We start from the raw sequence: 18,679 nt of genomic DNA, 5'->3' as shown, positions 1-18,679 counted from the left end.
GTACCTCAGCCCGGCCAATGCCATGCCCGGTGGCCGATATTTGCTGCAACGCCACGCGCGCCCGATAATTAGTGCCATGCAATCTGCGCAGTTCAAAAATCAGTTCCTCCTCGCGATGCCCGGCCAGGTCGAGGGTGATTTCTCGTCCAGCGTCACGCTGCTGGCCGAGCACAACGACGACGGCGCCATGGGGCTCGTGATCAACAAGCCGAGCGATCTGGCCTTCGCCGACATGCTCTCGCAGCTGGATATCGAGGCCCACGTCGATCGAGACATGCCGGTCTACTGGGGCGGCCCGGTCCAGACCGAGCGCGGCTTCGTGCTGCATGTCGACGAAGGCGACTGGGAATCCAGCCTTCATATCGACGGCGGTCTGGCGATCACGACCTCCCGCGACATCCTCGAGGCGATCGGCAACGGATTCGGCCCGAGCGCTTATCTCATCACGCTCGGCTATGCCGGCTGGGGCGCCGGCCAGCTCGAATCCGAGATGCTGGCCAACAGCTGGCTGACCACGCCGGCCGAGTCACGCATCATCTTCTCCTCACCGGCCGAGCGGCGCTGGGCCGATGCTGCCGGCCTGCTCGGCCTGGAGGCACACCAGCTGTCCGGGCGGGCCGGACATGCCTGAGGCCGAGCTCGCGCTCGGCTTCGACTATGGCAAACGCCGGGTCGGCATCGCTATCGGCAACGCGATCGCCGGCACCGCCAAACCGCTGGTGACCCACGCCCATATCGATGGCCAACCGGACTGGCCCCGGCTGGACACGCTGGTCGCCGAATGGCGGCCCGACATCTTCGTCGTCGGTCTGCCGTTGAATGTCGACGGGGCGACCCAGAAGATGACCAACAGGGCCAGGAATTTCGCCGACGAACTCTGGGGCCGGTATCGCAAACGGGCCCATCTCGTTGACGAACGATATTCAACGATCGAAGCACGGGAACGGCTGGCCGCCGCACGGGCCTCGGGCAGCCGGGGCAAGCGCCTGGCCAAGGGTGATTCGGACGCCATGGCCGCACAGGTCATACTCGAAAGCTGGTTACAGGGAACGATCCATGACTGATACCCCGACTCGAACCTACGATGTGGACGCGGCCCTGGCCCGACTCACCGAACAACTCACCCCGGTGGTGGCCGAACAGCCGGACGTGGTGATTGTCGGCGTGGAGACCGGCGGCGCCTGGATCGCCGAGCGCCTGCACGCCCACTTCGGCCTGAGCGCGCCGCTGTGCACGATCAACATCAGTTTCTATCGCGATGATTTCTCGACCGTCGGACTGCACCCGAGTGTCGGCCCGTCGCATATCCCGGCGGATATCGACGATGCGACCGTCATCCTCGTCGACGACGTGCTCTACACGGGGCGCACGGTGCGCGCCGCGCTCAACGAACTGTTCGACTACGGCCGCCCGGCTGCCGTGCGGCTGGCGGTACTGGTTGATCGCGGCACGCGCGAGCTGCCCTTCGCACCCGACGCCGTCGGTCTGACGCTGGATCTGCCGGCCGAGCAGCGCATCAAACTGACCGGGCCCGAGCCGCTGCAGCTCGAACAGCGCTGACAAGACGGCCGCGATCCGACGTCTTCGCGGCCTTTCCTTCCGCCACCACGCCAGACTTGCATGAACAACGATATCCAGCTCGATGCCGACGGGCGCCTGCGCCATCTCATCACCACGGAAGGTCTGCCCCGTCCGCTGATCGAGCAGATTCTGGATACGGCCGAATCGTTCGTGCCCGAAATGGGCGCCCCGCCGAAGAAAGTCCCGCTGCTGCGTGGCAAAACCGTGTTCAACCTGTTCTTCGAGAACTCCACACGGACCCGCACGACGTTCGAACTCGCCGCCAAGCGGCTCTCGGCCGACGTGATCAACATGGATGTGGGGACCTCGTCGCGCACCAAGGGCGAGGATGACCTGGACACCCTGTTCACGCTCCAGGCCATGGGCGCGGATATCTTCGCGATCCGGCACCCGGACAACGGCGCGGCCGCCCGTTTCGCCGCACACGCGGCCCCCGGCGTAGCGATCGTCAATGCCGGCGACGGCAGCCACGCGCATCCCACGCAGGCGCTGCTCGATGTATTCACGATCCGCCGTCATCGACCGGACTTCAGCAATCTACGTGTGGCGATCGTGGGCGATATCGTGCACTCGCGCGTCGCGCATTCGACCATCCACGCACTGCGCACGCTCGGCACGCGCGATATCCGCCTCGTCGGTCCGGCCGAATTCCTGCCCGCCGATCCGGCCGCCCTGGGGGTAAGCGCGACCGAGAATATCGCAGCCGGCCTGCGTGATGCCGATGTGGTCATGGGGCTGCGTATCCAGCGCGAGCGCATCGCCGACGAAACGCTGGCCGGCGTCGACGATTATCACCGCCGCTTCGGCCTGAATCCGACCAACCTGGCCCACGCCCGGCCCGATGCCCTGATCATGCACCCGGGGCCGATCAACCGCGACGTGGAGATCACCGCCGACGTGGCCTACTCCGGTCAGTCCGTGATTCTCGAACAGGTACGCAACGGCATCGGCATCCGCATGGCCGTCATGGCGCTGATCGCGGGCAACTCGGCCGCGCCGCCGTCGGCCCGGCCGGTGCACGGCCTCGTCTGAGCCCGCGCACACGGCCGGCGCGCGGTATCACACCAACGGCGGCTCGCCGGACAGACCGCGATCGGTCGCGTCATCCGGCTCATGGGCCTCCTGGAATTGTTCCACACGCGCGGCAAGCGCCTCGGCGCCCTTCACGCGGGCGACGTGATAGATCGCATCGCCGGCATGCGCCAGCGGCAGATAGGTCCGACCGATGACGATGCCGGCATGCTCGGCCTGGATAGCGACTTCCGTTTCGCCGAACGGGTCTGCGACATAGCCGAGCACCTGGCCGGCCTCCACATGCTGCCCCAGATCGACCAGCATCCGCAGAATGCCGGACTCAGGCGCCCGCTCCCACGAGGAATCCGTGGCCACGACGGGGGCAGCCGGCGTGCTGGCCTGTCGACGCGCCGGCAGCATACCCAGATGCCGCATCACTCCAACCACGCCGCGCACGCCTGCCCGGATCGAGAATTCATCGAAGCGCAGGGCCTCGCCGGCTTCGTAAAGCAGCAGCGGCACGCCCTTGCGATCCGCGTATTCCCGGAGCGAACCCTCTCGCAGCGGCGCATCGATCAACAACGGGCAGCCGAACGCATCGGCCATGTCCCGCACGGTCGCCTGTGACAGATCGGCCCGGATCTGGGGCAGATTCGCGCGGTGCACGGCCCCGGTATGCAGATCGATCCCGTAATCGGCGTTGAGCACGATTTCGTCGATGAAGACCTTGGCCAGCCGGCCGGCCACCGAACCGTTGCTGCTGCCGGGAAAAGAGCGGTTCAGATCACGCCGATCCGGCAGGTAGCGCGAATTGCGCAGAAACCCATGAACGTTGACGATCGGCACCGCGATGATGGTGCCGCGCAGACGCCGCAGCTGGCGCAGACGCAAAAGCCGCCGGATGATCTCCACGCCGTTGAGCTCGTCGCCGTGCACCGCCGCCGAAATGAACATCACCGGCCCGGGCGCTTCGCTGCGGATCACGTTGACCGGCATGGTCAGCTTCGTGTGCGTGTACAGATCGGCGACCGGAATCTCCAGGCTCGCGCGCTCACCGCGAGCAATCCGTCGGCCGGCGATTTCCAGAATCTCCGGGCCCTGTGACCTGTTGTCTCGACTGTCGTCCATGCGCTGCCTGCTCGCCTCATGAAAAAAGGCAGCGCCGCCCGGCACTGCCTGATCCACAATATAATCGCGCCTGGCTGAACGCCGGGCGATGCGTCATCCCGCGCCGCGGGTACGCGTCTTGCCGCGCTTGGAGTTGTTCTCGATGAAGCCGATGATCTGACCGGCGATATCCTTGCTCGTCGCGCGTTCGATGCCTTCCAGGCCCGGCGAGGAATTGACCTCCATGACCACCGGGCCGTGGTTGGAGCGCAGCAGGTCCACACCGGCCACGTTCAACCCCATGATCTTGGCGGCACGGACCGCGGTCGAGCGCTCCTCAGGCGTGATCTTGACCACGCTGGCCGTGCCACCGCGATGCAGGTTGGAGCGGAAATCGCCGTCCTTGCCCTGACGTTTCATCGAGGCGACGACCTTCTCGCCGATCACGAAACAGCGGATGTCCGCGCCGCGGGCTTCCTTGACGTATTCCTGGACCAGAAAGTGGGCATCCAGGCCGCGAAAGGCGTCGATCACCGACTCGGCGGCTCCGCGGGTCTCGGTCAGCACCACGCCCTTGCCCTGCGTGCCTTCGGTCAGCTTGATCACGTACTGGTTGCCGCCCACCAGTTCGAGCAGATCGTCGGTGTCGTCCGGGCTGTGGGCGAAACCGGTCACCGGCAGGCCGATGCCCTTGCGCGACAGCAGCTGCATCGAACGCAGCTTGTCGCGGGATCGGGAGATGGCAACCGACTCGTTGAGCGGATAGACACCGATCATCTCGAACTGGCGCAGCACGGCCGTGGCATAGAAGGTGATCGAGGCGCCGATACGCGGAATCACCGCGTCGATGCCTTCGAGCTTGCGGCCCTTGTAATGAATCTCCGGCGCGTGCGGCACGATGTTCATGTAGCAGCGCAACGGGTCCACGATCGAAACGTCGTGACCGCGCTCCTTGCCCGCCTCGATGAGACGACGCGTCGAATAGAGCTGCCGATTCCGAGACATGATGGCGATATGCATGGCGAGACCCCGTGCCAGATGGCGACGCCCGACGGCGTCAAGATGAATTCGAACCGCCGGCGTCGTGGCGCCGGCGGCATTTATTGGGAACCGGAACGCCCGGTCAGAAAGGAAGCACTCGGATCAACACACAGATCGCGCATGGCCGTGCGGCCGACGAGCATCCGAAACAGCATTGTATCGCGCGCAGTCAGCGTAATCTCGACCGTCCATCGGCGATCGCCCATCGCCAGCGGTGTGGCGATCACGTAGCGCCACTCGCGGTGGCCCCCGGAGTCGCGCACGTTGCGTTCGTCGACGATCGGCGCGGTGCACCACACAATCGTCTCCGCATCCCCCTGCATCGGGTGCACCCCGAAACGCGCGACCCGAGCCCCGTGTTCGCGCCCGGTCTCCAGGGAAAAGGTATGCAACGCCGAGGTCCGGGCGCCGGTATCGATCTTGGCCTTGATGGCATCGATGCCCAGCTCAGGCAGGCTGACCCACTCGCGCCAGCCGATGGTGATCTGTTTTTTGGTCATGCGTTGTCGGGACGACGCCGTGCCGACCTCCTCATCGTTGATCGAACATCATGCGGCTGTGCAGGTTGTCCGGCGAGTCGGCATGGGCCTGGGCCTCTTCCGCCGAAATGCGCCCGGCCTGCACGAGACCGATCAGGGCATTGTCGAAGCTGATCGCCCCGTCCGCGCCGTCGGCCACCGACAGGGCCTCGGCAACCGCGTCGAGCCGCCCATTCAGGATCAGATCCGCGATATGCGGGGTGTTCAGCAGGATCTCGTAGGCCGCAGTGCGTTTGCCGTCGGGCGTGGCCACGAGCCGCTGACAGACGATCGCCCGCAGGTTCAGCGACAGATCCATGTACATCGCGGTCCGCGCACTCTCGGGAAACAGCGAGGTCAGTCGCTGGAGACACTGATAGGTGTTGGAGGCGTGCATCGTGGCCATCGCCAGATGACCGGTATTGGCCAGCTGCAGACAGGCATCGGCGGTTTCGTGATCACGCACCTCGCCGATCTGCACGACGTCCGGGGCTTCGCGGATCGCCGAACGCAGGGCCCGGGCAAAGCTGTTGGTGTCGGTGCCGATCTCGCGCTGGTTCACGATCGAGCGCTTGTGCCGGAACATGAACTCGACCGGATCCTCGATCGTCAGGATATGGTTCGAGCTGCTCTCGTTGCGATGATTCAGCATGGCCGCCAGCGTCGTCGACTTGCCGGCACCGGTCGCACCGACAACCAGCACGAGGCCACGCTTTTGCATCGCCAGGCGCGCGAGCACATCGGGCATCTCGAATTCGGCCAGCGTCGGCACATGGCCGATGTTGCGCAGCACCATGGCGGCCGAGCCGCGCTGGCGGAACACGTTGGCACGAAAACGCCCGCGCATGCCGTAGCGAAACGCGAAGTCGAGCTCGCGCTCGGCGGCGAAGACCTCACGCTGTTCCTCGGTGAGCGTGTCGTGGACGAGTTGCTCGAGCACGGTCGGCGTCAATGTGGCCGCCTCGGCAGCACGCAGCGGGTGGAGCTGGCCCTCGACCCGCATCATCACCGGCGCATGCGTAGTGAAATACAGATCGGAAGCGCCCTTGTCCATGGCCAGTTCGAGATAGGGCTCGAGTCGCAGTCGATCGTTCATGAGCGACGATCTCTCCGGTGTTCGCTGGATTCATCGTCGACGCTCAAGGCGTCGATATCCTCGTCTTCGAGCAGATTGGTCACATCGCGCGTGCCGTGCAGCTTGATCGACAACCGCAGCTCGTTCTGCGAATCGGCATGCCGCAGTGCCTCGGTCAGGTCGATCACGCCGGCCTCGTAAAGATCGAACAGATGCTGGTCGAAGGTCTGCATGCCCTGCTCTCTGCCGCGTGCCATCACCTCGCGCAGCTCGCCGATGCGGCCCTTGAAGATCATGTCGGAGACCAGCGGCGTGTCGCGCAGGATCTCGACCGCGGCGGCCCGACCGCCGCCCTCGCGACGCACGAGACGCTGGGAGACGATGGCCCGCAGGTTCAGCGACAGATCCATGAGCAATTGATCGCGCTTGCCCTCGTCGAAGAAATTGAGCACTCGCTCCAGCGCCTGGTTGGCATTGTTCGCATGCAGCGTGGCCAGAACCAGATGCCCCGTCTCGGCGAAGTTGAGCGCGTATTCCATCGTCTCGCGCGAGCGCACTTCGCCGATGAGGATGACATTCGGGGCCTGGCGCAACGTGTTCTTCAGCGCGTTCTCCCAGGACTGCGTATCCACGCCGACTTCGCGCTGGGTGACGATCGAGCGGCCGTGCGGATGGACGAACTCGACCGGGTCCTCGATCGTGATGATATGGCCGGCCGACTCGGCATTGCGATAGCCGATCATGGCCGCGAGCGAGGTCGACTTGCCCGAGCCGGTCGCACCGACGAACAGGATCAGCCCGCGCTCGCCCATCACCAGCGTCTTGAGCGCAGGCGGCAGACCGAGCGATTCGAACGCCGGGATCTCGGTATTGATGACACGGATCACGGCCCCGACGCGGCCCTGCTGGACAAAGGCCGAGACACGGAAACGCCCGATCGCCGGCGAAATCGCGAACTGTGCCTCGCGGAATTCGTCGAATTCGCGGGTCTGTCGATCGTTCATGATGGTCCGGACCATCAACGCCGATTGTTCCTCGGTGAGAGGGCGCTCCATCAACGGCGTGAGCTGCCCGTCCTTCTTGATCGCCGGCGGAAACCCGGCGGTGATGAACAGATCCGACCCGCCCTCGTTGACCAGCCGCTCGAGCAGCACCGTCACCAGTTTGGTGGCCTGACTACGATCCATGGAACAGCCTCCGCTCAGACCGCGTCGCGATTGGCGGCGCGACGACGGGCCTCCTCGCGCTCGACCTCACCGCGTCGCACCAGCTCCGCCAGACACTGGTCGAGCGTCTGCATGCCGGCGGTCTGACCGGTCTGGATCGCCGAATACATCTGCGCGATCTTGCCTTCGCGAATCAGGTTACGAATCGCCGGCGTGCCGCGCATGATCTCGTGCGCGGCCACCCGCCCGCCGCTGTCGCGACGCTTGAGCAGGGTCTGCGAAATCACCGCGACCAGCGATTCGGACAGCATGGCCCGCACCATATCCTTCTCGCTGCCGGGAAACACGTCGATCACACGGTCGATCGTCTTGGCCGCGGACGAGGTATGCAACGTGCCGAAGACCAGATGCCCCGTCTCGGCCGCGGTCAGCGCCAGCCGGATGGTTTCCAGATCGCGCAGTTCGCCGACGAGGATGGTATCCGGATCCTCGCGCAGCGCGCTGCGCAGCGCGACCGAAAACGAATGGGTGTCGCGGGCGATCTCGCGCTGGTTGATCAGGCATTTCTGCGAGGCGTGCACGAACTCGATCGGGTCCTCGATGGTCAGGATATGCCCGAGTTCGTTCTGGTTCTTGTGGTTGATCATCGCCGCCAGCGTGGTCGATTTGCCCGACCCCGTCGGCCCGGTGACCAGCACCAGACCGCGTGGCAGCGATGCGATTTCGGCGAAACTGGCCGGCGCGCCCAGATCGGCCAGCGATAGCACTTCGGAAGGAATCGTGCGAAAGACTGCCCCGGTGCCCCGGTTCTGATGGAACGCGTTGACGCGAAAGCGCGCCAAGCCATCGATCTCGAAGGAGAAGTCGGTTTCCAGATGCTCGTCGTAATCACGGCGCTGCCGATCGTTCATGATGTCCTGAACGAGCCCGAAGACCTCCTTGTCCTCCATCGCGGGCAGATTGATCCGGCGGATGTCGCCATCGACACGAATCATCGGCGGCAGGCCGGCCGACAGGTGCAGATCCGATGCGCCCTGCTTGACCGAGAATGCCAGCAGTTGCGAGATGTCCATCCCTTTCCCCCAGTCGATCGGTGCGTGGTGGTCGCGACGGCCACAATGCAACGCATGCTTTTCGTTATCCTACCGGCAAGTCAATCGCGATGCCCGCTGCCATGAGCCAAGCCGAAACCGATGTCGATGTCGTCGCCCGTCTGACGGCCGTGCACGAGCGCATTGCCGCGGCCGCGGCAAAGCATGACCGCGATCCTGCCACGATCCATCTCGTGGCGATCAGCAAGACCAAACCGGCCGCCATGGTCGAGCGCGCTCTGGGCACGGGGCAGCGCGACTTCGGCGAGAACTATCTGCAGGATGCGCTGGCCAAGATCGAGGCGCTGGCCAAGGCCGAGCCGGCGCCGCGCTGGCATTTCGTCGGCGACATCCAGTCGAACAAGACCCGCGACATCGCCGCGCATTTCGACTGGACCCATGCGATCGACCGCTTCAAGATCGCCCGACGCCTGTCCGAGCAACGCCCGGCCGCACTTGCCCCGATCAATGCCTGTATCCAGGTCAATATCGACGACGAGACGAGCAAGTCCGGCGTGGCACCCGACGCCGTCGAAGCACTCGCCGACCGGATCGCCGAGCTCGATAATGTGCGGCTTCGCGGGCTGATGACGATTCCGGCCCACACCGAGGATTTCGCCGCCCAGCGCCGGCCCTTCGCTGCCCTGCGCGAGATACGCGAGCGACTGAATGCGGCCGGCCACGCGCTCGATACGCTGTCGATGGGCATGAGTGCGGATCTCGAGGCCGCGATTGCCGAGGGCGCGACCCATATCCGTATCGGCACCGCGATCTTCGGCGCCCGAGGCCAGTGAACCGACCCGAGTTTTCCGGCATTGCCCGATGCCGCTACACTGCCGCGCACGCGGCCGTTGCCACGCATGCGGCCGCCGGGCGAACAGCACCAGCCGGGGAGCGACATGTCGAAACAGGATCAATACAAACGGGCCGCAGCGGAAGCCGCCTTCGAATACGTGGTCGAGGACGAGTATCTCGGCGTCGGCACCGGCTCGACGGTCAATCATTTCATCGATGTGCTCGCCGAGAAACGGCCGCGCCTGAAGGGCTGCGTGTCCAGCTCGGAAGCGACCACGGCACAGCTCAAGAAAGCGGGCTTCCAGGTCGAAACACTCAACTTCGCCGGCGACCTGCCCGTCTATGTCGATGGCGCGGACGAGGTCAATCCGCGGCTTGAGCTCATCAAGGGCGGCGGTGGCGCCATGACGCGGGAGAAGATCATCGCCAGCGTGTCCGAGCGCTTCATCTGCATGGTTGATCCCAGCAAGCAGGTGGACGTGCTCGGCGCGTTCCCGCTGCCGGTCGAGGTCATCGAGATGGGCCGCAGCGCCGTGGCGCGGGCGATGGTCCGTCTCGGCGGCAGCCCCGAGCTGCGCCAGGGCTTTTCGAGCGATAACGACAATCCCGTGCTCGACGTCTACGGCCTGGATCTGACCGATCCGAAAGCCATGGAAACCCGGATCAACGCGATTCCCGGCGTGGTCACCGTGGGCCTGTTCGCGGCTCGGCCGGCCGATGTGCTCGTCCTCGCCGACAACAGCGGCGCGCGGACCATCACGCGCTGACACCGGGCCGGCTTCGGGTCGGCCGTCTTGTCGCGATCGCCCTTCGAACCGCTACACTGGCCAACCCAGTCGCTTTGCGCCCGTCACGCCCCTCATGGCCGAAACCGTTCACATCACGCTCGACTGCCACGGCGCGCTTGTCGACCAACTGGGCGGCGAGCAGGTCGGGTTCGACCTGTCGCCCCCGCAGACGCCCGCGGGGCTGCTTGCCGCCGCCGCATCGCACTGGCCGGCGGCCGCGGGCCTGCTGGCGCGTACTGCCTGTGCCCGTGGCGATACCCTGCTCGCCGCCGACACCGAGCTGGCCGACGGCGACGAAATCGCGCTCATTCCGCCGGTCTCGGGTGGCCAGGACACGACGGCCCATCTGACCGAGGCACCGCTGGATCTCGACGCGCTGATGGCCGAAACCGCCGATATCACCGCCGGCGCGATGGTCGTGTTCGGTGGCACCGTGCGTCTGTCCAACGCCGGGCGCGAAGTCACGGCCATGGATTATTCGGCCTATGGCCCGCTCGCCGCTCGCACCATGGCCGAGATCGAGGGCGAAACACTGGACGCCTTCGATATCACCGCGTGTCGCATGCAGCATCGCACCGGCCGTCTCGGCCTGGGCGAGATGAGCGTCTATATCGTGGTACGCGCCGTGCATCGGGCCCCGGCCTTCGCCGCCGCCGAACACGCGCTCGAGGAACTCAAGGCACGCGTGGCGGTTTGGAAGAACGAATACTATGTCGACGGCACGCAGGCCTGGCTCGACGGCACCGCCGTACCGCAGCCCGAGCGCCCGCGCTCCTCCTGATCCCATACTGATACCCGCTCGCCATGAAAAACGTCGGCATGAAACCGGACACGCTGCGCTCGGCCACCGCAGCGGCACGCTTCTATGCGCCCGCCCACTGTCTGGCGCGTATCGCCGAGCGCGATACGGAAAAGGGCGATCCGCAGGCCAGCGCCCGCATCGCCGGTATTCTGGCGGCCAAGCGCACCGACGAACTGCTGCCGCTGTGCCATCCGCTGCCGATCCACGCGGCCGAGGTGCATTTCGAGATCGCCGATGACCATGTCGCGATTCGGGCCGAGGTCCACACCATCGGACCGACCGGCGTGGAAATGGAAGCACTGACCGCAGCCAGCATGGCCGCCCTGACGCTCTACGACATGCTCAAGCCCTACGCCGAGCCCGACGAACTGGCGATCGGCGATACACAGCTGCTCGACAAGACCGGTGGCAAGAGCGATCACAGCCGCCGACTGGCCGAGCCGCTGGGTGCTGCGGTGTACATGGTCTCCAACCCCGCCGCCGACGGCGCCAAGAGCGATGCCGCCGGGCGCAATACGGCCGATGCCCTGGTCTCGGCCGGCTTTGCGCCATTGGATTATCAGGTGCTGCGCGAAGAACCCGAGGCGCTGGCACAAACGCTGGACGATGCCGTGGCCGCCCACACACCGCTGGTGATCACCGTGGGCGGGACCGGCATCGGCCCGCGTGATCAGGTGGTCGAGACCATCGAGCCGCGGCTGACCACGCCAATGCCGGGGCTCATGGAGACCGCGCGTGCCTTCGGCCAGAAGCGCTCCCCCTATGCCGTGATGTCGCGCGGCGTGGCCGGGTTCATCGGGCACACGCTGGTCGTGACGTTTCCCGGCAGCCGGCGCGGCGCAGACGAAACCATGGCTGCACTGCTGCCGAGCCTGATCCATATCCTGGAAATCCACGCGCGCTTCACGGCCGACAAGCCCGCCTGAGCGGCCCGCGCGGCGTCCGGCCGGCGGCCGTGTCATCGACTGCCGGACAGCTGCGATGGCGCACAATCGCCGTTTTCGGGTGTTGGCTTTCATTGGTCTCAGACGACGGCAACGCGGTCACGGGCGACGTGTTATTAATCCGGCACCAAAACAGCTGACGACGTCAGCTGTCTTCAACGCCATCGAAAGAAACGCCGGCCCTTGTCCGTCTTTTTATTTTCAATGGCTTCACGGCCGTTGACCGTGGCGCGCGTGTTTTCGCACACGCGCGTTATCAACCCGAAAAACCATCTATTTTTATGCCGGCTTAATAACAGGCCCTGGCCGAGCGCCATGTCGGCATTGCAATCCGCTGCATCATGTCGATAATCGTCGACATATGGACAAGAACAACGCCATCGATTGTTTCGCCGCACTCGCCCAGCAGACCCGGCTGGAGACGGTGCGCCTGCTGATCGCCCACGAGCCGAACGGTCTGCCCGCCGGCGAGATCGCGCGACAGCTGGACGTGCCACACAACACGCTGTCGACGCACCTGCGCACGCTCACACGGGCCGGTCTGGCGGTCGCACATCGCGAGAGCCGCTCGATCATCTATCGGGCGAATCTCGCGACCGTCGACTCGATCCTGGGTTTTCTATTGCACGACTGCTGCGGCAATCGCCCATCGCTGTGCTGGCCGGCCGCCCCCACCGACGCGCCGGATTGACCCGCCGCTGCCGTCCACGCGCCGCGTCCACGGCCGTGGCGAGCGACGCCCTGCGACACGCTATCCCCCTGTCGATACCCCTGCCGGGAAACCGACCATGACGACCCGATTCCACGATACGCCCCAGATTTGGCCGAACGCGGCCGAGCCGATCGACACCGCGGCCCTCGCCGGCCCGGCGGCAGCGTCGCATGCGCCGCGCATTCTGGTGTTGCACGGCTCGCTCCGGGCACGTTCCTACTCGCGTTTTCTCGCCGACGAGGCCGAACGTCTTCTGACCGGCTACGGCGCCGAGGTCCGGCGATTCGACCCGAGTGGCCTGCCGCTGCCCGACGATGTCGATGCCGACCATCCCCGTGTGCGCGTCCTGCGCGACGCCGCGTCCTGGTCGGAAGGCATGGTCTGGGTCAGCCCCGAACGTCACGGGGCGATGACCGCAGTCATGAAGGCACAGATCGACTGGATCCCGCTGGCACTCGGCGGCATACGTCCCACGCAGGGCAAGACGCTGGCCGTGATGCAGGTTTCCGGCGGCAGCCAGAGTTTCAATGCCGTGAACCAGATGCGCCTGTTGGGCCGCTGGATGCGCATGGTCACCATCCCGAATCAGTCCTCGGTGCCCAAGGCCTTCGGGGAGTTCGACGAGGCCGGCCGGATGCGCGAATCGGCCCTGTACCGACGCGTGGTCGATGTGTGCGAGGAACTCGTCAAGTTCACGTGGCTCGTGCGCGATCGGCGTGAATATCTGACCGATCGTTACTCGGAACGCCTTGAGTCGGCCGCCGAGACCTCGGCCCGCGTCAATCAGCCGGCCTCGCGCTGACGTGCTGGCCTTCGCCATTTTCGTCGCCACGCTGGTGCTGGTGATCTGGCAACCACGGGGGCTCGGCATCGGCTGGAGCGCGCTCGGCGGGGCGGCGCTGGCGCTGGCCACCGGGGTCGTGCAGATCGACGACATCGCCACGGTCTGGCATATCGTATGGGACGCCACGTTCACGTTCGTCGCCCTGATCATCATCTCGCTCATTCTCGACGACGCCGGCTGTTTCGAATGGGCGGCACGTCACATCGCCCGCTGGGGCGGTGGACGCGGACATCGCCTGTTTCCACTGATCGTTTTGCTCGGCGCGGCCATCGCCGCGGTGTTCGCCAACGACGGCGCCGCCCTGCTGCTCACCCCGATCGTCATTGCCATCCTGCTGCGGCTGGATTTCCGGCCGGACGCCGCCCTGGCCTTCATCATCGCCACCGGTTTCATCGCCGATACCGCGAGCCTGCCGCTGGTGATCTCCAATCTCGTGAATATCGTCAGCGCCAACTATTTCTCGCTGACCTTCACCGATTACGCGCAGGTCATGGGCCCGGTGAATCTGGTTTCCATCGCCAGCACACTGGCCGTGCTCTGGCTCGCCTTCGGCCGTCGCCTCCCAACGCGCTATCCGCTGGAACAACTGTCCGCCCCGGCGGCGGCGATTCGCGATCGGCTGGTCTTCGTGAGCGCCCTGCCGCTACTGGTGCTCTTGCTGATCGCCTACGTCGCCCTGGCGGCACGCGGCGTGCCGTTCGCGTTCGTGACGGGCCTCGTCGCGGCCCTGCTGCTGGCCCTGGCCTCGCGCTTCTGGCGCCGGGGCCGCGGGGCACACATCGCGCTGAAACCGATCCTGGCCGGTGCCCCCTGGCAGATCGTGCTGTTCTCGGTCGGCATGTATATCGTGGTCTACGGCCTCGGTCGGGCCGGCCTGACCGACTACGGCGTACAGGCGCTGGAATGGCTGGCCGACCGGGGCACGATCCTGGCGACCGTGGGCAGCGGGCTGCTGGCCGCCGGGCTGGCCTCGGTGATGAACAATCTGCCGGCCACGCTCCTCGGGGCGCTGGCCATCGATCATGCCGAGCTTTCGCACCAGACCGCGCAGCTGATGATCTACGCCAACGTCATCGGCAACGACCTGGGGCCGAAATTCACGCCGATCGGCAGCCTCGCCACGCTCTTGTGGCTGCACGTGCTGGCCAGGAAGGGATATCGCATCGGCTGGGGGCAGTACATGAAGATCGGCCTGCTGCTCACGCCGCCGGTCTTGATCGCCACCCTGTTGATGCTTGCCCTGTGGCTGCCGCTGGTGAGCCCGGCACCAAGCGGCTGACCCCGCCGCGGGACCCGACAACCACGGGCCCCGCGACACCCGTCCGGCTCAGGAAGCGCCGTCGTCCGATTGCGCGTGAATCGTCTTCATGCGCTGCTGGAACCGTTTCTGGATGGCCACGATACGCGGCATCATCGCCTGGACTTTCTGCTGCATGATCTCGGTCGTCTGGTGCATGACGTTGGGCATCTTCTTGACGACCGATTGCCCGACGTCGGAACTGTAGAACTTCGTCATGCCGTCGACCTCGTGCTGATCGAACGACTGCTGGTATATCTTGACGAACATCGGCCGCATGTCGGACCACTTCGTGCTGTCCTGGATCACGGCCATCATTTGATCCTGCATGTCGTCGATGGCCTTCTGCTCGGCCGCGCTGGGTTTTTCTCCCTTCAATGCCGCCTGCATCGCCTGACGACTCGACTGTTCGATCTGAGACTGCATGCTCTCGACGAGCTGCTGGCTGTGCATCACCTTCAGCAGCTTGTCGATCGACGCCTTCGACGGCGCTTCGGCCATGGCCGCCGGTGCGATGCACAGACATGCCAACCCGATGATCAATCCTTTCTTCATGTTGCCCCCTGGTTTGAATAAAAAGACCGGCGCGAGTCGTCTGGCACTTCCCCACCCAACGGGACCAGGCCAAACGCGACGCGGCGCGATGCAGGTTAAAACTACAACGCCTGCCCCGCGGCGTCACGTGGCATGACCGGCGCCTTCGACCAAGTTGACACAGGTCGTCAGAGACCGCCGAGCCGCTGCCAGGCCTGCTCGGCGAGTGCCAGCGATTTGATGATCGCGTGTACCCCGTCGCCCGGCCGGAGCGCCAGCGCGGCCGCCGACTTGCGCGTGATCCGGGCATCGAGCCGCTGGCCGTCGATATCCAGAATCACATCAACCGCATGCGCCGGTGCATCCTCGGCGATGTGCACCACGATACCGCGCAGATCGTTGAGCGCGCTGGTCACGCCGGGTTCGGCCCGCGCCAGAATCACGTCGCGGGCGCGCACGTGCACCGTCACTTCGGCGCCCGGCGCATAACCGGGCAGATGCGGCACGTACAGACGCTGCTGTGGGCAGGCCAGAACGCTCAATCCATCGTCCACATCGTGGGCGTGCACATGGGCCTTGAGCAGCACGCCGGTGTCCTTATGCCCCTCGGCTCCGAGCAGTGACGGCCGCGAGAGAAAATCGGCGGTCGCCCCGGAAAAGACCACGCGCCCGCCCTGGACGACCGCAACGTGTCGATTGGCCAGGCGCAACAGCTCATCCAGCTGATGACTGACAAAGACGATGGGCAGCTCGCTTTCGGCGCTCAGACGCGCGATGTAAGGCAATACCTCTTGCTTGCGCGAGGCATCGAGCGAGGCCAGCGGCTCGTCGAGCAGCAGCATCGCAGGATCGGACAACAGCGCCCGGCCGATCGCCACCCGCTGGGCCTCACCGCCGGACAGGGCCGCCACGCGCCGGCCCAGCAGCGGGCCGATATCCAGCATCTCGACCACCTGGTCGAAACGGCGCGCATCCGGCCGATGACGGGCGAACCAGCCGCCATAGGCCAGGTTATGTCGTACGTTGAAATGCGGAAACAGCCGGGCCTGCTGGAAGACGAACCCGATACGACGCTTGTGCGCGGGCACGTTGATGCCGCGCTCGGCATCGAAGACCACGCGATCGCCGATGACCACGCGCCCGGTTTCCGGTCGGGCGAGCCCGGCCAGCACCCGCAGGATCGAACTCTTGCCCGCCCCGGACGGGCCGAACAGCCCAACCACGCGTTCTGCGCTGGCAAGCGAGCAGTCCAGCGTGAAGCGGCCCTGCGTGAGACGGAAATCGAGCGCGATACTCATGCCTGCAGCCGTTTGATCCGTCGGGCGACCAGCTCGGAGACCATCAAGGCACCGAGCGAGACGACCACCGAGATCACGATCAGGCGGGCGGCCTGACCTTCCCCGCCCGGGATCTGGATATAGCTGTAGATGGCCAGCGGCAGCGTCCGGGTTTCACCGGGAATATTGGAGGCAAACGTGATCGTGGCCCCGAACTCGCCGAGCGCGCGCGCGAAGGCCAGTACCAGCCCGGCGAGCACGCCCGGCAGGGCCAGCGGCACGGTCACGCTCAGCCAGACCATCACCGACGAGGCGCCGAGCGTGGATGCAGCCGATTCCACGCGACGATCGATGGCCTCCAGCGACAGACGGATCGGCCGGACCATCAAAGGGAAACCCATGATGGCCCCGGCCAGCGCGGCGCCGGTCCAGTGAAACGCGAACACAATGCCCAGATGGGTATCCAGCCAGCCGCCGATCAGGCCACGCCGCCCGAGGACCACGAGCAACAGATAGCCCGTGACCACCGGCGGCAGCACCAGCGGCAGATGAACGAGCGCATCGACCACCATGCGCCACCGCGAGCGCGAGCGCGCCAGGAACCAGGCCACCAGCAGCGCCAGCGGCAGACTGAAGGCCACGGCCGTGGCCGCCACTCTCAGACTGAGGGCGACAACCGTCCACTGCTCGGCATCGAGCACGTCGAGCGCCGACAACGCCGGGCAGTCCTACTGGCCGCCGCTCTGCGAGACGAGACGAAATCCCCAGCGCTTGAAGATGGGCGCCGCCGTATCGGACTTGAGAAAGCCCAGAAACTCGGCATCGGCGGGGTTATCGCTGTCGGCCGTGGCCGCCGCCGGATACACGATCGGCTTGTGACTGTCCTCGGGGAAGGTGTCGACCACCCGCACACCCTTGTCGGCGACGGCATCGGAGGAATAGACCACACCGAACGGCGACTCGCCACGCGAGACCAGCGCCAGCGCGGCGCGAACGTCGTCCGCCTGGGCAATACGGCCGGACAGACTCTTCCACACGCCAAGATGCTGCAACGCGTGCTTGCCGTAGATGCCGGCCGGGACGGCGTCGGTATTGGCCATCGCCAGATAACCGCCCTGGCCGAGCTTGCTGGCCAGATCGACGTTCTTGACGAGCTTGACCTGGGCCTTGCTGTCCTTCGGCGCAACCAGCACCAGCGAATTGCCGAGCAGGTTGTAGCGGCTCTGCTTGTCGATGAGCCCGTCGTCGCCGAGCTTGTCCATCCATTGCTGATTGGCCGAGACATAGACATCGGCCGGTGCCCCGGCCTCGATCTGTCGCGCCAGCGTGGAGCTGCCGGCATAACTGACTTTCACATCGGTGTCGGGATGCTGCTTCTCGTAGGCCGAGACCACCCCGTCCATCGCATTCTTCAGACTGGCGGCGGCAAACACCACCAGCGGTTTACTCTGATCCGGCGTATCGCTGGCGGCCTGGACGGGCGCGCTCACAGCCGCGGCCAGGAAACATACGACCGCAGCCGTTGTCACAGACAGACGCTTCATTGGAAAACTCCCTCGAGTACGGGCCGGCCGGACCGGCCGGCGCGCAATTTATACGGCTACATATCGAAACACAGGATCGCGCCGAGCGCACGTATTCAAACCGGTGCACGTTGCCGGTCCTGCAATGTCATCCCACGGAGACAGGCTTCATGAAGATCGACTGGCGCCAGACTGGCGCGCTCGCACTCGCACTCGTGCTTGGCACGCTGGCCGGTGGTACCGCCGCGGCCGCCGACAACCAGACCGTCGATGCATCCGATGTCGGCGCCCCGGCGGCATCCGGCGACGATCCCTCGTCGGACGGCCCGTTACCGCAACCCAGCAGCACCGATTACGGCGCCGACAATTTCCACGCACCGGACGACGCCCAGCTCAAGCAGTATGAACAGGCCCACCAGGCCGAACAGCACGGTGATCAGCGCCCGGATACGGCCCGCTCCGACAACGACACGGCGCCGACGGCAGGCACATCCGACGCCCCCATGCCGGACGATGACCTGTCGGAAACCTCGGCCGAGGACGCGACACCGCCGACCGCCGGCTGAGCCC

The 18,679-nt window shown here is 65.7% G+C and carries 22 protein-coding genes; 12 read left to right on the top strand and 10 right to left on the bottom strand.

The window, feature by feature from the left end:
• Positions 1-76: 76 nt before the first annotated feature.
• Genes D3260_RS03345 through D3260_RS03330 form a run of 4 tightly spaced genes read left to right on the top strand, consistent with a single transcriptional unit; the run spans position 77 to position 2,613 of the window.
• Positions 77-631: a YqgE/AlgH family protein gene (locus D3260_RS03345; RefSeq protein WP_120097143.1), complete on the top strand. Its 555-nt coding sequence runs from the start codon at positions 77-79 to the stop codon at positions 629-631.
• Positions 624-1,064: a Holliday junction resolvase RuvX gene (ruvX, locus tag D3260_RS03340; protein WP_120097242.1), complete on the top strand. Its 441-nt coding sequence runs from the start codon at positions 624-626 to the stop codon at positions 1,062-1,064. The genes D3260_RS03345 and ruvX overlap by 8 nt, the downstream gene beginning before the upstream one ends.
• Positions 1,057-1,560, top strand: a complete 504-nt coding sequence (pyrR, locus tag D3260_RS03335; protein WP_120097142.1) for a bifunctional pyr operon transcriptional regulator/uracil phosphoribosyltransferase PyrR — start codon at positions 1,057-1,059, stop codon at positions 1,558-1,560. The genes ruvX and pyrR overlap by 8 nt, the downstream gene beginning before the upstream one ends.
• Positions 1,561-1,620: 60 nt before the next feature.
• Positions 1,621-2,613, top strand: a complete 993-nt coding sequence (locus D3260_RS03330) for an aspartate carbamoyltransferase catalytic subunit (RefSeq protein ID WP_120097141.1) — start codon at positions 1,621-1,623, stop codon at positions 2,611-2,613.
• Between the two features lie 27 nt (positions 2,614-2,640).
• Here D3260_RS03330 and D3260_RS03325 read toward each other — a convergent pair whose 3' ends face one another.
• From D3260_RS03325 to D3260_RS03300, 6 genes are all read right to left on the bottom strand, one after another.
• Positions 2,641-3,723, bottom strand: a complete 1,083-nt coding sequence (locus D3260_RS03325) for a succinylglutamate desuccinylase/aspartoacylase family protein (RefSeq protein WP_120097140.1) — start codon at positions 3,721-3,723, stop codon at positions 2,641-2,643.
• 93 nt (positions 3,724-3,816) lie between these two features.
• Positions 3,817-4,722 carry a 30S ribosomal protein S6--L-glutamate ligase gene (rimK, locus tag D3260_RS03320; protein ID WP_120097139.1) on the bottom strand — a complete coding sequence of 302 codons (906 nt, stop codon included), beginning with the start codon at positions 4,720-4,722 and terminating at the stop codon, positions 3,817-3,819.
• 80 nt (positions 4,723-4,802) lie between these two features.
• Positions 4,803-5,243: an ATP-dependent zinc protease gene (locus tag D3260_RS03315; RefSeq protein ID WP_120097138.1), complete on the bottom strand. Its 441-nt coding sequence runs from the start codon at positions 5,241-5,243 to the stop codon at positions 4,803-4,805.
• 31 nt (positions 5,244-5,274) lie between these two features.
• Positions 5,275-6,357 (bottom strand): PilT/PilU family type 4a pilus ATPase, encoded by a 1,083-nt coding sequence (locus tag D3260_RS03310; protein WP_120097137.1) that lies wholly within the window; start codon positions 6,355-6,357, stop codon positions 5,275-5,277.
• Positions 6,354-7,523: a PilT/PilU family type 4a pilus ATPase gene (locus D3260_RS03305; protein WP_120097136.1), complete on the bottom strand. Its 1,170-nt coding sequence runs from the start codon at positions 7,521-7,523 to the stop codon at positions 6,354-6,356. Before D3260_RS03305 ends, D3260_RS03310 begins: the two co-directional genes overlap by 4 nt.
• A gap of 14 nt (positions 7,524-7,537) precedes the next feature.
• The gene (locus D3260_RS03300; RefSeq protein ID WP_120097135.1) at positions 7,538-8,575 is read right to left on the bottom strand and encodes a type IV pilus twitching motility protein PilT; all 1,038 of its coding nucleotides are present in this window, start codon (positions 8,573-8,575) and stop codon (positions 7,538-7,540) included.
• A 101-nt stretch (positions 8,576-8,676) separates the two neighbouring features.
• Here D3260_RS03300 and D3260_RS03295 point away from each other — a divergent pair, with 101 nt between their 5' ends.
• The 7 genes from D3260_RS03295 to D3260_RS03265 all read left to right on the top strand — a co-directional run bounded on the left by D3260_RS03295 (position 8,677) and on the right by D3260_RS03265 (position 14,757).
• Entirely contained in the window at positions 8,677-9,387 is a 711-nt protein-coding gene (locus D3260_RS03295; RefSeq protein WP_120097134.1) for a YggS family pyridoxal phosphate-dependent enzyme, read from the top strand.
• Between the two features lie 105 nt (positions 9,388-9,492).
• Positions 9,493-10,155: a ribose-5-phosphate isomerase RpiA gene (gene rpiA / locus D3260_RS03290; RefSeq protein WP_120097241.1), complete on the top strand. Its 663-nt coding sequence runs from the start codon at positions 9,493-9,495 to the stop codon at positions 10,153-10,155.
• Positions 10,156-10,249: 94 nt separating this feature from the next.
• On the top strand, positions 10,250-10,957 hold the full coding sequence (locus D3260_RS03285; RefSeq protein WP_158583372.1) for a molybdenum cofactor biosynthesis protein MoaE: 708 nt from the start codon (positions 10,250-10,252) through the stop codon (positions 10,955-10,957).
• 23 nt (positions 10,958-10,980) lie between these two features.
• Complete coding sequence (moaCB, locus tag D3260_RS03280) at positions 10,981-11,904, top strand: bifunctional molybdenum cofactor biosynthesis protein MoaC/MoaB (RefSeq protein WP_120097132.1); 924 nt, start codon at positions 10,981-10,983, stop codon at positions 11,902-11,904.
• Between the two features lie 379 nt (positions 11,905-12,283).
• On the top strand, positions 12,284-12,613 hold the full coding sequence (locus tag D3260_RS03275; protein ID WP_120097131.1) for a helix-turn-helix transcriptional regulator: 330 nt from the start codon (positions 12,284-12,286) through the stop codon (positions 12,611-12,613).
• A gap of 97 nt (positions 12,614-12,710) precedes the next feature.
• The gene (gene arsH, locus D3260_RS03270) at positions 12,711-13,436 is read left to right on the top strand and encodes an arsenical resistance protein ArsH (RefSeq protein ID WP_120097130.1); all 726 of its coding nucleotides are present in this window, start codon (positions 12,711-12,713) and stop codon (positions 13,434-13,436) included.
• A 1-nt stretch (position 13,437) separates the two neighbouring features.
• Positions 13,438-14,757 (top strand): arsenic transporter, encoded by a 1,320-nt coding sequence (locus tag D3260_RS03265; protein WP_120097129.1) that lies wholly within the window; start codon positions 13,438-13,440, stop codon positions 14,755-14,757.
• 48 nt (positions 14,758-14,805) lie between these two features.
• Here D3260_RS03265 and D3260_RS03260 read toward each other — a convergent pair whose 3' ends face one another.
• From D3260_RS03260 to modA, 4 genes are all read right to left on the bottom strand, one after another.
• Positions 14,806-15,330, bottom strand: coding sequence for a DUF2059 domain-containing protein (locus D3260_RS03260; RefSeq protein ID WP_120097128.1), 525 nt, complete (start codon positions 15,328-15,330; stop codon positions 14,806-14,808).
• A 167-nt stretch (positions 15,331-15,497) separates the two neighbouring features.
• Positions 15,498-16,607, bottom strand: a complete 1,110-nt coding sequence (gene modC / locus D3260_RS03255; RefSeq protein WP_120097127.1) for a molybdenum ABC transporter ATP-binding protein — start codon at positions 16,605-16,607, stop codon at positions 15,498-15,500.
• Positions 16,604-17,302: a molybdate ABC transporter permease subunit gene (gene modB, locus D3260_RS03250; protein ID WP_255415801.1), complete on the bottom strand. Its 699-nt coding sequence runs from the start codon at positions 17,300-17,302 to the stop codon at positions 16,604-16,606. Before modB ends, modC begins: the two co-directional genes overlap by 4 nt.
• A gap of 12 nt (positions 17,303-17,314) precedes the next feature.
• Positions 17,315-18,130, bottom strand: coding sequence for a molybdate ABC transporter substrate-binding protein (gene modA, locus D3260_RS03245; RefSeq protein ID WP_120097126.1), 816 nt, complete (start codon positions 18,128-18,130; stop codon positions 17,315-17,317).
• Between the two features lie 149 nt (positions 18,131-18,279).
• On the opposite strand from modA, the gene D3260_RS03240 reads away from it, so the two are divergent.
• Entirely contained in the window at positions 18,280-18,675 is a 396-nt protein-coding gene (locus D3260_RS03240; RefSeq protein WP_120097125.1) for a hypothetical protein, read from the top strand.
• The last annotated feature ends 4 nt before the right edge of the window (positions 18,676-18,679 follow it).

The sequence above is a fragment of the Salinisphaera sp. Q1T1-3 genome, from assembly GCF_003602005.1.
In the GTDB taxonomy this organism is placed as follows: Bacteria; Pseudomonadota; Gammaproteobacteria; order Nevskiales; family Salinisphaeraceae; genus Salinisphaera.
This window is presented reverse-complemented; position numbering and strand designations above follow the sequence as displayed.